This is a genomic window from Pseudomonas sp. P4_C3 (assembly GCF_056402075.1).
This window is the reverse complement of record NZ_JBFUIC010000009.1, coordinates 50011-61382: the sequence shown is the minus strand read 5'-3', so window position 1 is coordinate 61382 and position 11372 is coordinate 50011. Positions and strand designations below refer to the sequence as shown.

General features: G+C 56.9%; 13 protein-coding genes. 6 read left to right on the top strand and 7 right to left on the bottom strand.

Annotated elements, in window-relative coordinates; all coding sequences use genetic code 11:
• On the top strand, positions 1-1614 hold a 1614-nt coding region (locus tag AC1DVH_RS03935; RefSeq protein WP_477752703.1), incomplete at its 5' end, for a molybdopterin oxidoreductase family protein.
• A gap of 97 nt (positions 1615-1711) precedes the next feature.
• Complete coding sequence (grxD, locus tag AC1DVH_RS03930) at positions 1712-2053, top strand: Grx4 family monothiol glutaredoxin (RefSeq protein WP_007971318.1); 342 nt, start codon at positions 1712-1714, stop codon at positions 2051-2053.
• 176 nt (positions 2054-2229) lie between these two features.
• On the opposite strand, the gene bfr is transcribed toward grxD, so the two are convergent.
• Both bfr and AC1DVH_RS03920 read right to left on the bottom strand, forming a co-directional pair.
• Positions 2230-2703 (bottom strand): bacterioferritin, encoded by a 474-nt coding sequence (gene bfr / locus AC1DVH_RS03925; protein WP_223548157.1) that lies wholly within the window; start codon positions 2701-2703, stop codon positions 2230-2232.
• 198 nt (positions 2704-2901) lie between these two features.
• Positions 2902-3120, bottom strand: coding sequence for a bacterioferritin-associated ferredoxin (locus tag AC1DVH_RS03920; protein WP_008053520.1), 219 nt, complete (start codon positions 3118-3120; stop codon positions 2902-2904).
• 311 nt (positions 3121-3431) lie between these two features.
• Here AC1DVH_RS03920 and AC1DVH_RS03915 point away from each other — a divergent pair, with 311 nt between their 5' ends.
• Entirely contained in the window at positions 3432-4034 is a 603-nt protein-coding gene (locus tag AC1DVH_RS03915; protein ID WP_477752702.1) for a peroxiredoxin, read from the top strand.
• Between the two features lie 211 nt (positions 4035-4245).
• On the opposite strand, the gene rnt is transcribed toward AC1DVH_RS03915, so the two are convergent.
• Together rnt and pyrC are read right to left on the bottom strand one after the other, a co-directional pair.
• Positions 4246-4923, bottom strand: a complete 678-nt coding sequence (rnt, locus tag AC1DVH_RS03910) for a ribonuclease T (protein ID WP_046043606.1) — start codon at positions 4921-4923, stop codon at positions 4246-4248.
• Positions 4920-5966 (bottom strand): dihydroorotase, encoded by a 1047-nt coding sequence (pyrC, locus tag AC1DVH_RS03905; protein WP_477752701.1) that lies wholly within the window; start codon positions 5964-5966, stop codon positions 4920-4922. The genes rnt and pyrC overlap by 4 nt, the downstream gene beginning before the upstream one ends.
• A gap of 159 nt (positions 5967-6125) precedes the next feature.
• On the opposite strand from pyrC, the gene AC1DVH_RS03900 reads away from it, so the two are divergent.
• Entirely contained in the window at positions 6126-7031 is a 906-nt protein-coding gene (locus AC1DVH_RS03900; protein ID WP_477752700.1) for a flagellar protein MotY, read from the top strand.
• Between the two features lie 129 nt (positions 7032-7160).
• Positions 7161-8378: an argininosuccinate synthase gene (locus tag AC1DVH_RS03895; protein ID WP_007972320.1), complete on the top strand. Its 1218-nt coding sequence runs from the start codon at positions 7161-7163 to the stop codon at positions 8376-8378.
• Between the two features lie 149 nt (positions 8379-8527).
• Here AC1DVH_RS03895 and AC1DVH_RS03890 read toward each other — a convergent pair whose 3' ends face one another.
• Positions 8528-9238 carry a hypothetical protein gene (locus tag AC1DVH_RS03890; RefSeq protein WP_477752699.1) on the bottom strand — a complete coding sequence of 237 codons (711 nt, stop codon included), beginning with the start codon at positions 9236-9238 and terminating at the stop codon, positions 8528-8530.
• A 484-nt stretch (positions 9239-9722) separates the two neighbouring features.
• Between AC1DVH_RS03890 and AC1DVH_RS03885 the strand changes: the two genes are divergently transcribed.
• Positions 9723-10349, top strand: a complete 627-nt coding sequence (locus AC1DVH_RS03885) for a response regulator transcription factor (protein ID WP_008053528.1) — start codon at positions 9723-9725, stop codon at positions 10347-10349.
• Between the two features lie 80 nt (positions 10350-10429).
• On the opposite strand, the gene AC1DVH_RS03880 is transcribed toward AC1DVH_RS03885, so the two are convergent.
• Together AC1DVH_RS03880 and nth are read right to left on the bottom strand one after the other, a co-directional pair.
• Positions 10430-10609, bottom strand: a complete 180-nt coding sequence (locus tag AC1DVH_RS03880) for a PA3496 family putative envelope integrity protein (protein WP_477752698.1) — start codon at positions 10607-10609, stop codon at positions 10430-10432.
• Between the two features lie 106 nt (positions 10610-10715).
• Positions 10716-11354 (bottom strand): endonuclease III, encoded by a 639-nt coding sequence (gene nth / locus AC1DVH_RS03875; protein ID WP_477752697.1) that lies wholly within the window; start codon positions 11352-11354, stop codon positions 10716-10718.
• Between the last annotated feature and the right edge of the window lie 18 nt (positions 11355-11372).

The following is an 11372-nucleotide window of genomic DNA, read 5'->3' as shown; positions in this document are numbered from 1 at the left end:
GATCACACCGATTTCATGCTGATCCTGGGTGGCAACCCGCTGGCTTCAAACGGCAGCATCATGACCGTGCCAGATGTGGAAAAACGCTTGAAGGCGATACAGGCCCGGGGCGGCAAAGTGGTGGTGGTCGATCCGCGCCGTAGTGAGACGGCGGCGATTGCCGATCAGCATCTGTTTGTGCGCCCGGGTGGTGATGCCGCGCTGTTGTTCGGCATGCTCAATACCTTGTTCGCTGAAGGTCTGACCCGCGACAGCCATCTGCCGGTGGACGGCCTGGAGGACGTGCGCGAGGCCGTCGCGCCGTTCACTGCCGAGGCCATGAGTCCGTTGTGCGCCGTACCGGCCGAACAGATCCGCCAGTTGGCGCGGGACTTCGCCGCGGCACCGAGTGCAGTCTGCTATGGCCGCATGGGCGTTTCGACCCAGGCCTTCGGTACGCTGTGCCACTGGGTGGTGCAGTTGATCAATCTGGTCACCGGCAATCTCGATCGCGTGGGTGGTGCCTTGTGCACCGAGCCAGCGGTGGATCTGGTGGCGACGACTTCGGGCGGGCATTTCAATCTGTGGCAGAGCCGGGTTTCCGGGCGCCCGGAATACGCCGGAGAACTACCTGTCTCGGCGCTGGCCGAAGAGATGCTCACCGAAGGGGAGGGGCAAGTCCGGGCGTTGATCACTGTGGCAGGCAATCCGGTGCTGTCCACGCCCAATGGCCGAAAGCTCGAGCAGGCGCTGGACGGGTTGGAGTTCATGGTCAGTATCGACCTGTACATCAATGAAACCACGCGTTACGCCGACTTGATCCTGCCGTCCACATCGGCGCTGGAAAACGACCATTACGACACCACGTTCAACCTGTTTGCGGTGCGCAACGTCAGCCGCTTCAACCGCGCCATCCTCTCCAAGCCCGAAGGTGCATTGCACGACTGGGAGATCTTCGTCGGCCTGGCCAAGACATTTGCCGCCAGGACCGGTAAAGAGTTGAAACCCACCATCGCCCCCGCACAAATGATCGATCGCGGTCTGCGCATGGGGATGTACGGCGACACGTCAGAGCACAAACTTTCGCTGGCGACTTTGTTCGATCATCCCCATGGCGTCGACCTGGGCGCTCTCAAGCCTAACCTGGCACCCCGCCTGAAGACTGCCAATCAACGCATCCAGGCCGCGCCGGCCGCGATTCTCGCTGACCTGACGCGCTTCGCAGCCTTGCAGGCGCCGGCCGCCGACGAGTTGTTGATGATTGGCCGCCGGCATGTACGCAGCAACAACTCATGGATGCATAACTATCATCGGTTGGTGAAGGGCAAACCACGTCACCAGTTGCTGATGCATCCGGACGACCTGGCCAGTCGCGGGCTCAGTGACGGGCAACGTGTGCGGGTCAGCTCGCGGGTGGGGGTAATTGAGGTCGAAGTGCTTGGCAGTCTGGACATGATGAAAGGCGTGGTCAGCCTCCCTCACGGCTGGGGTCACGCGCGGCCGGGCGTGCAAATGTCGATTGCCAGCAGTCAGCCGGGCTCAAGCGCCAACGACCTGACCGACGAATGCCGGCTTGACGAACTGTCGGGAAATGCCGCGCTCAATGGCGTACCGGTGACCGTGGCCGCAGCTTGAGTCAGTCTGACGGAGAGACCGAGCAGCGCGCTCGGCTTTCCGTTACAATGCGCCACCGTGCCGACCCATGAGTCGGAAAGTTCAGCCGAGGTGCTCCATGGATATCATCGAAACGATTAAAGAGCAGATTGCCAACAACACCATTCTGCTTTACATGAAAGGCTCGCCGAATGCCCCGCAGTGCGGCTTCTCCGCGAAAGCCGCGCAGGCCGTGATGGCGTGTGGCGAAAAGTTTGCGTACGTGGACATCCTGCAGAACCCGGAAATCCGCGCCAACCTGCCAAAATACGCCAACTGGCCAACCTTCCCACAGCTGTGGGTCGCCGGTGAGCTGGTCGGCGGTAGCGACATCATGACTGAAATGGCTGCTGACGGTTCGCTGCAGAGCCTGATCAAGGACGCCGCCGCCAAGGCAGCTGCTCCAAAGACCGAAGCCTGATTCGCTTGGCTCCCCTGTAGGAGCTGCCGCAGGCTCGGGCCGCGTTCGGACGATCTTTTGATCTTCGGCAAATAAAAAGCCCCGCTACTCGAAAGAGTGCGGGGCTTTTTATTGTGTCTGGATAGTTACTGCAAAGTTGCCGCTGCAATCCCCAGGATCGCAGCCTGCGGCAGCTCCTACTCTTCGCCCATCTGCGATTGCAGATAGTTCTCGAGTCCGATTTTATCGATCAGGCCCAACTGGGTTTCCAGCCAGTCGATATGTTCTTCTTCGGACTCGAGGATATCTTCAAGCAGCTCACGGCTACCGAAGTCGCCGACTGTTTCGCAATGAGCGATAGCCACCTTGAGGTCAGCGTGACCGGTGCGTTCGATACGCAGATCGCACTCCAGCATTTCCTTGGTGTGCTCGCCGATGTGCAGCTTGCCCAGGTCCTGGACGTTCGGCAGGCCTTCAAGGAACAGGATCCGCTTGATCAGCTTGTCCGCGTGCTTCATCTCGTCGATGGATTCGTGGTACTCGTGCTTGCCGAGCTTGTTCAGGCCCCAATCTTCATACATGCGCGCATGCAGGAAGTATTGATTGATCGCGACCAGCTCATTGGCGAGGATCTTGTTGAGATGCTGGATGACTGTAACGTCGCCTTTCATGATGGGGTCCTGCCCTTTATTAGCTGTCAATAGGGCAGAGTCTGAGCCGCGTATTTAAGGGTGTCAAACCTAAGTTATTGAAACTTAAATGAAAATTAATCTGAATAAGAATGTTTGTGTTCCGCGTCTAGAGCATAACTAGTTGATTTTGAGGCATAAAAAAACCGGACGTATGTCCGGTTCTTTGATATTCGATAGTTAGGCCGCGGTAAATTCTGCTGGAAAGGGAATTGCAGCCTGGGCCGTTTGCAGTTTGGTCAGGGTCTCGCGGACCACTTCCTTGGCGAGGCAGGCACATTTGCCGCATTGACTGGCAACGCCGGTAGCCACACGGACTTCCTTGTAGCTGCAGCATCCTTCATAGATCGCATCGCGGATTTGACCGTCGGTGACGCCAGTGCAGAGGCAAACATACATAAGGAAGGTCCGTCGCTGATTGTGACTCAATTGCGATGGATCTTAATGTTAACGAGAATGATTGTCAAAGTGGTTTCAGGGCACTTTTTGTCATAAATGGGTATGGCTGACGAACGGTCTGCCTGGCAAATTGGTGATGCAAAACCGTCGGGGATTTCATCGTACGGGGAAAAAACAGCTAAGCCAGCTCAAACACGCGGTGTATGATGGCCGGTCTTTTGCGACCGGGGATCGTGTCACAGGGCTGTCGCCTCAGGGTGGCAGGCTGATGCGAACCCTGTTTCTCACGCTATTACACCAGGAGATATCCAATGAGCGTACTCGTAGGCAAGCAAGCCCCTGACTTCACCGTACCGGCCGTACTCGGCAATGGCGAGATCGTTGACAGCTTCACCCTGTCCTCGGCGATCAAAGGCAAATACGGCCTGGTGTTCTTCTACCCACTGGACTTCACCTTCGTTTGCCCGTCCGAGCTGATCGCTCTGGACAACCGCATGTCTGAGTTCAAGGCACGCAACGTTGAAGTGATCGCTGTTTCGATCGACTCGCACTTCACCCACAACGCATGGCGCAACACTCCAGTGAACAATGGCGGTATCGGCCAGGTTCGCTACACCATGGCTGCCGACATCAAGCAGGACATCATGAAGGCCTACGACGTTCAGTCCGCTGACGGCGTGGCTTTCCGTGGCGCGTTCCTGATCGACGACAAAGGCGTTGTCCGCTCGCAGATCATCAACGACCTGCCGCTGGGCCGTAATATGGAAGAGCTGCTGCGTCTGGTCGACGCTCTGCAATTCCACGAAGAGCACGGCGAAGTCTGCCCTGCCAACTGGAAAAAAGGCGACAAAGGCATGAACGCTTCGCCTGAAGGCGTTGCGGCTTACCTGACCGAGCACGCTGCCGCTCTGTAAGGCGCACGCTCCAGCTATAAAAAGCAGGTACAAAAAAACCGGCCATCGAGGCCGGTTTTTTTATGGGCGGGATTTTTGCCCACTGTAGGAGCGAGCTTGCTCCGGGCGGCGATCCGACGATGGTCGTCAACGATGACGCTGGGAGCCTGACACCCCGCAGTGTTCTTTAGTCCATCGCGAGCAGGCTCGCTCCCACAAAGAGCCAACAGCATCAATCGTCGAAATCTTCCCAGCCGCCCATTTGCTTCCAGCGATTGACGATGCCGCAGAACAGCTCAGCGGTCTTCTCGGTGTCGTAACGGGCCGAGTGAGCCTCGCGGCCATCGAAATCGATGTCCGCAGCCTGGCACGCCTTGGCCAGCACGGTTTGGCCGTAGGCCAGGCCCGCGAGCGTTGCGGTATCGAAACTGGAGAACGGATGGAACGGATTGCGCTTCATGTCCAGGCGCGCAACCGCTGCATTCAGGAAGCCCAGGTCGAAGCTGCTGTTATGCCCGACCAGGATCGCCCGTTTGCAACCATTGGCCTTGAGGGCTTTGCGCACGCCGCGGAAGATATCGTTCAGGGCAGACTCTTCACTCACGGCCATGCGCAGCGGGTGATCGAGCTTGATCCCGGTGAACTCCAGGGCCGCCGCTTCGATGTTCGCGCCTTCGAACGGCTCGACACGGAAGAAGTAGGTGTGATCCGGATAAACAAAACCCTTTTCATCCATGGCGATGGTGGTCGCGGCGATCTCCAGAAGGGCGTCGGTGGCCGAATTGAAGCCACCGGTTTCTACGTCGACGACAACCGGCAGGTAACCACGGAACCTGGCCGCCATTGGATGACGAGGGCCGCCTCCGCCGCCATTGCCTTCCAGTTCGTCGTCGAAATGGTCTTCACTCACGCGTGTTCCTCCAGCAGGCGCCAGCGCAGTTTTTCACCGGCGCGCAGCGGGATAACGGTCAGCTCGCCAAATGGCAGGCTGGTCGGGGTGGTCCATTCTTCGCGGACCAGGGTGATGCGATCGGTGTTGGCCGGCAGGCCGTAGAAGCGCGGGCCGTTGAGGCTGGCGAAGGCCTCGAGCTTGTCCAGCGCATTGCGCTGTTCGAAGGCTTCGGCATACATCTCGATTGCCGCATAGGCGGTGTAGCAACCGGCGCAACCGCAGGCCGCTTCCTTGGCGTGCTGGGCGTGGGGCGCCGAGTCGGTGCCGAGGAAGAACTTCTCGCTGCCGCTGGTGGCGGCGTCGAGCAGGGCTTCCTGGTGGGTATTGCGCTTGAGGATCGGCAGGCAATAGAAGTGCGGCCGGATCCCGCCCACCAGCATGTGGTTACGGTTGTACAGCAGGTGGTGAGCCGTGATGGTCGCGCCGACGTTGGCCGAAGCCGAGTTGACGAACTGCACGGCGTCCGCGGTGGTGATGTGCTCGAAGACCACTTTGAGGGTCGGGAAGCGCTCGACCACACGGCGCATGTGTTCATCGATGAAGATTTTTTCGCGGTCGAACACGTCGACATCACCACGGGTGACTTCACCGTGAACCAGCAACGGCATCCCGACTTCGGCCATGGCCTCGAGTGCGGGGAAAATCTTGTCGATGCTGGTGACGCCAGAGTCCGAGTTGGTGGTCGCGCCGGCCGGGTACAGCTTGGCGGCGTGAATGAATCCGCTGGCCTTGGCCTCGCGAATTTCTTCAGGCTGGGTGCGGTCGGTCAGGTACAGGACCATCAGTGGCTCGAACAGGCTGCCGGCCGGGCGGGCAGCGAGAATCCGCTGGCGATAGCCGTCGGCTTCGGCCGCGTTGCGCACCGGTGGAACCAGGTTGGGCATGATGATGGCGCGGCCAAAGGTGCGCGCGACATCCGCGACGGTATTGGTCAATACGGCACCATCGCGAAGATGAATATGCCAGTCGTCGGGACGCAGCAGGGTCAGGCGGTCGGACATGAGGGGATTCCAGGCGGGTCAAACTCAAGGGAATGCTACCGGAAAAGACTCTTGCAGGCACTCGCTATCAAGTTTTGCGCGAAGCTTCCGATATCCAACGGGTATGCCGTAAACATGTGTGTGTCGGTCTTTTTGTTGTAGAAGCCAGTGGAGCCTCCCGTGYGCCAGCGTTTTTTTGCCTTGCTCAGTGTGTTTGCCAGCCTTCCCGCGATGGCGCTCACTTTCCAGACCCGTCTGGAGAGCATTGAGTGGACGGTCGAGGGTGACAAGTTCGAATGCCGCATGACTCAGCCGATTACCGACTTCGGTTCGGGCGAGTTCGTGCGTCGTGCCGGCGAGCAGGCGACGTTTCGTCTGAAAACCTACAACCCGATGATTGGCGGTGGCTCGGCGACGCTGCTGGCCGCTGCCGCGCCGTGGCAACCGGGGCGTAACGATATCAACCTGGGCACGGTGAGAATCGGCAGCGGCAACGTGGTGTTCAACAGTTCACAGGTTCAGGCCGGACGCCTGATCAGCGGACTGATGGACGGTCGCAGCCCGGTGGTTCGCCATTTCGCGGGGGATGGCCGGGTGTCGGAAGTGCGCTTGCTGCCGGTCAGGTTCACCAAGGCGTTTGCCGATTACCAAAGCTGCGTGGCCAAACTGTTGCCGCAGAACTTTGAGCAGGTGAAACAATCCGAAATCGGCTTCCCCGGCGGCGGAATCGAGCTCGACGGCGCCGCGAAGGCCAAGCTGCAGGTGATGCTGGAGTACATGAAGGCCGATCCGACGGTCAATCGCATCGAGCTCGACGGTCACTCCGACAACAGTGGCAACCGTCTGACCAACCGCGACTTGTCGCGGCGCCGGGCCCTGGCAGTGATGGAGTTCTTCAAGGCCAACGGCATCCAGGAGTCGCAAATCACCGTGCGTTTCCATGGTGAGCGTTATCCGTTGGCGCCTAATACCAACAACGCCAACCGCGCGAAGAACCGACGGGTAGCGGTACGCCTGGAGCGCGGAGCACCTGTGGAACAAGTCGCCCCGCAAGCGACGAAAGCGGCCACTTCGGCAACTTCCTGACCCGGCGGTCATCGTCGCGCCCTCGACAGAATCTGTCGCTTCGTCGTCATAAGCTGTCGCGCCACTGTAAATTATTCTGTATGAGCGGTAGACTTCCCGGCTTTCCGTAGAACCCCGTGGAGTGATGGCATGGCGGACGTAAACAAGGTCGTTCTGGCGTATTCCGGCGGCCTGGACACTTCGGTGATCCTCAAGTGGCTGCAGGATACTTATAACTGTGAAGTGGTGACCTTCACCGCTGACCTGGGTCAGGGCGAAGAGGTCGAACCTGCACGCGCCAAGGCTCAGGCCATGGGCGTGAAAGAGATCTACATCGACGACTTGCGCGAGGAGTTCGTGCGCGATTTCGTTTTCCCGATGTTCCGCGCCAACACCGTTTACGAAGGCGAGTACCTGCTGGGTACTTCCATCGCTCGTCCGCTGATCGCCAAGCGCCTGATCGAAATCGCCAACGAAACCGGCGCTGACGCCATTTCCCACGGCGCCACCGGCAAGGGCAACGACCAGGTTCGTTTCGAATTGGGCGCGTACGCCTTGAAGCCTGGCGTGAAAGTGATCGCTCCGTGGCGCGAATGGGACCTGCTGTCCCGTGARAAGCTGATGGATTACGCCGCGAAGCACGCGATTCCGATCGAGCGTCACGGCAAGAAGAAATCCCCGTACTCGATGGATGCCAACCTGCTGCACATCTCCTATGAAGGCGGCGTGCTGGAAGACACCTGGACCGAGCACGAAGAAGACATGTGGCGCTGGACCGTTTCCCCGGAAAACGCACCCGACAAGCCGCAGTATCTGGAACTGACCTACCGCAACGGCGACATCGTCGCGCTGGACGGCGTCGAAATGACTCCGGCCACCGTGCTGGCGACCCTGAACCGTATCGGTGGCGAACACGGTATCGGCCGTCTCGACATCGTCGAGAACCGCTACGTGGGCATGAAGTCCCGTGGCTGCTACGAAACCCCGGGCGGCACCATCATGCTGCGTGCCCACCGTGCGATCGAATCGATCACCCTGGACCGCGAAGTGGCTCACCTCAAGGACGAGCTGATGCCCAAGTACGCCAGCCTGATCTACACCGGCTACTGGTGGAGCCCTGAGCGTCTGATGCTGCAACAGATGATCGATGCGTCCCAGGTCAACGTGAACGGCGTTGTGCGCCTGAAACTGTACAAGGGCAATGTGATCGTCACTGGCCGCAAGTCCGACGACTCGCTGTTTGACGCCAATATCGCGACCTTCGAAGAAGATGGTGGCGCGTACAACCAGGCGGATGCAGCGGGCTTCATCAAGCTCAACGCCTTGCGCATGCGCATTGCAGCGAACAAAGGCCGGAAGCTGTTCTGAGACCTTTGATATCGTGATGGATGCCTGATCTCGTCCAGGACGAGGTCAGGCACCTGAAAACGGGGTGTGACGCCAGTTACTACGTTGTCGGGTGTTTTCGTTTTCGCTGATGATTTTCTGTTTTTCTCCTGCCAATGGTTTGTCCTGTTCTACGTGTTGTTGTCTGCTGGTTGTCCGGCTTGATCAATGACCGACAACCTGTGCGAGTCCAGATTGTAGGCAACATAAAAGGCGACGCAGCGCTTCCTGGTCTGCTTTGAATGTTTAAGCGCACTGGCTTTCAGTAAAGCCTCCGAAACGGCACAAGTGACAAACAGAATCACGTACGCCTCCTTTTCCCGTGGCCTCTGGATTTTTTCCAGCAGCGCTCCAAACTCGACCTCCTTGCTCATCCAGCGTGCATCCACGATGTACAGGTCTTTTATAAACTCCGGTAACTGAAGTTGATGCTGAACAAATACGGTGGTTTGCAGGCCAATCTCCATTGGCGGGTCCTGTGCGCCGCAGGGCGTCCGAGCTGACTGCCGGTCATTCGTTGACGTTTCCAGAGCGGAACTCCCAGAGGACTTCCCGGACGCTTTTTTTTCCGGCCGCCCGGCATCATCCATAACCTTCATGAAGTGTTTGCCCTTTTCAAAGTCGGAAGGCGCATAAAGTGATTTGTAGTTGAAGTTGAGTGTCGCGAAAAAAAGCAAAAGTAAATAAAACGGAAAGCTGATCAGAAACCAGACATAGAGTTCTCTTTCCTCTTGGTCAAGGAAGGGTAGGGAAACGGCTGCCGAAGTTTCAGAGAGCGCTGCAAATATCGCGATAATTGTCATCGGGTTGTTAATTCGTTTTTTATCATGTTCTATATTCATGCTCTATTGTCTTTTCTTGAATGGTTTATGAAAATGGTTTGATGTGGTAGTTGTTGTTGTGTTTTCTTCGATTTTTTTGAGTGCTGGTGGTGCTTTAATGATTGCTCAAAAAATATTATTTGCTGTAAGAGTAATTGGATGCTTGGTGTGTGATATTTCCGGTGTGAATGTTGAGTGCGAAAATATCAGTTACGTTTTAACGAAGGAGTAGAGGCTTATGTTTGTCAGGGCGCGACTGTTCAGGCCGGCTCTCGGAAAATTTTGGTCGTAAATCGATAGAGGCAGCTGCTGGAAAGTGCGACACACTGACGCTGACACAGTTTTCAACTCATTCCGTTCGAGGGATTATTGTAGGAGAAATCCGTGTTGTTTGTAGGGGATGTCTCTTGGTGTGGGTGGCCGGAAGGGACGACATGCCATGGGTGAAACGACTAGGCTATTGTGCGGGCTCTAAAAATTCGAACAGCGAAAATTGGACTTGCCCATGAATAAAGTGCTGATCGTGGATGATCACCCCGTCATTCGTCTTGCGGTACGTATGCTAATGGAACGTCATGGCTACGAAGTTATTGCAGAAACCGATAATGGTGTGGATGCACTGCAACTAGCCCGTGAACTTATGCCGGATATTGTCATTCTGGATATCGGGATTCCGAAGCTGGACGGGTTGGAAGTCATCGCGCGTTTGTCTTCGACCTCAATGCCGATGAAAGTTCTGATCCTGACTTCCCAGGCGCCGGGGCATTTTTCAATGCGTTGCATGCAATCCGGTGCGGCCGGTTATGTCTGCAAACAACAAGACCTGACGGAGTTGCTCAGTGCGATAAAGGCCGTGTTGTCAGGCTACAGTTACTTTCCTAATCAAGCCTTGCATACCGTGCGTTGCAGTTTGGGGAACGCCAGTGAGGCCGATATGGTTGATCGATTGTCGGGGCGGGAAATGATGGTCCTGCAACAGTTGGCCCGAGGAAAGACCAATAAAGAGATTGCCGATGGAATGTTTCTCAGCAATAAAACAGTCAGTACTTACAAGACCCGCCTGTTGCTCAAACTGAATGCGAGGTCTCTGGTCGATTTGATCGAGTTGGCACAACGCAATGGTCTGGTGTGATGACGTAACTGTGCGACAAGGGGCGTCTGCGAGAGTATGGCACTTAAAAAAAAGCCTCCGTTTCGGGAGGCTTTCAGGTGTCATAAGTCAAAATCGTAATCGGCCAATTGCTTTTGCAGTCGGCGCTCCTCCAGCAGATTGTCGATGGTGCGGCGTTTGCTCAGATTAGTTTTCGCTACTTCAACCACCGGCTCAGCGTCATCGGTGTCGGCGGTGGTGAAGTCGTCTTCTACGTCCAATTGCTCTTTGCCAGTACTCATTTAGTTACTCCAGGCTAAGAAGGCCTTTGGCGCTCCTTATATCGACAATCTCCCGGCGGGTAAAAAAGATTTTTTCAATCGATAAATCAAAAAACCCAAGAGCGCCTCAATCGTCGGAGGTTTTGTGCTTGTATTCGCACAAGTCCTCGATCCGGCAGCTTCCGCATCGTGGCTTGCGAGCCAGGCAAACATAGCGGCCGTGAAGGATCAGCCAGTGATGGGAGTCGAGCAGGTACTCCCGGGGCACGAATTTCATCAGTTTTTTCTCGACTTCCACCACATTCTTGCCAGGAGCAATGCCGGTCCGGTTGCTGACCCGGAAAATATGCGTGTCGACGGCCATGGTCAGCTGACGGAATGCCGTATTGAGTACCACATTCGCAGTTTTGCGGCCGACACCGGGCAGCGCCTCAAGCTCTTCGCGCGTTTGTGGCACTTCACCGGTGTGGCGCTCGACTAGCAAGCGGCAGGTCTCGATCACGTTTTTCGCTTTGCTGTTGTACAGGCCGATGGTCTTGATGTACTCCGACAGTCCTTCGACACCCAGGGCATGGATCGCTGCCGGGGTATTGGCGATCGGGAACAGCTTGGCTGTGGCCTTGTTGACGCCGACATCGGTCGACTGCGCCGAGAGAATCACGGCAATCAGCAATTCGAACGGTGAGGAATAGGCCAGTTCGGTCTTTGGTTCCGGGTTGTCCTCGTGCAGCCTGCGGAAAATTTCCAGACGTTTTGCGGCATTCATGGGCAGTACGTTTCCTCG

Excerpts from the sequence above, each read along its gene's own strand:
- grxD (WP_007971318.1), top strand. The coding sequence starts at position 1,712 with ATGGATATCATCGAAACGATTAAAGAGCAGATTGCCAACAACACCATT.
- bfr (WP_223548157.1), bottom strand. The coding sequence starts at position 2,703 with ATGAAAGGCGACGTTACAGTCATCCAGCATCTCAACAAGATCCTCGCC.
- AC1DVH_RS03920 (WP_008053520.1), bottom strand. The coding sequence starts at position 3,120 with ATGTATGTTTGCCTCTGCACTGGCGTCACCGACGGTCAAATCCGCGAT.
- AC1DVH_RS03915 (WP_477752702.1), top strand. The coding sequence starts at position 3,432 with ATGAGCGTACTCGTAGGCAAGCAAGCCCCTGACTTCACCGTACCGGCC.
- pyrC (WP_477752701.1), bottom strand. The coding sequence starts at position 5,966 with ATGTCCGACCGCCTGACCCTGCTGCGTCCCGACGACTGGCATATTCAT.
- AC1DVH_RS03890 (WP_477752699.1), bottom strand. The coding sequence starts at position 9,238 with ATGAATATAGAACATGATAAAAAACGAATTAACAACCCGATGACAATT.
- AC1DVH_RS03885 (WP_008053528.1), top strand. The coding sequence starts at position 9,723 with ATGAATAAAGTGCTGATCGTGGATGATCACCCCGTCATTCGTCTTGCG.
- AC1DVH_RS03880 (WP_477752698.1), bottom strand. The coding sequence starts at position 10,609 with ATGAGTACTGGCAAAGAGCAATTGGACGTAGAAGACGACTTCACCACC.
- nth (WP_477752697.1), bottom strand. The coding sequence starts at position 11,354 with ATGAATGCCGCAAAACGTCTGGAAATTTTCCGCAGGCTGCACGAGGAC.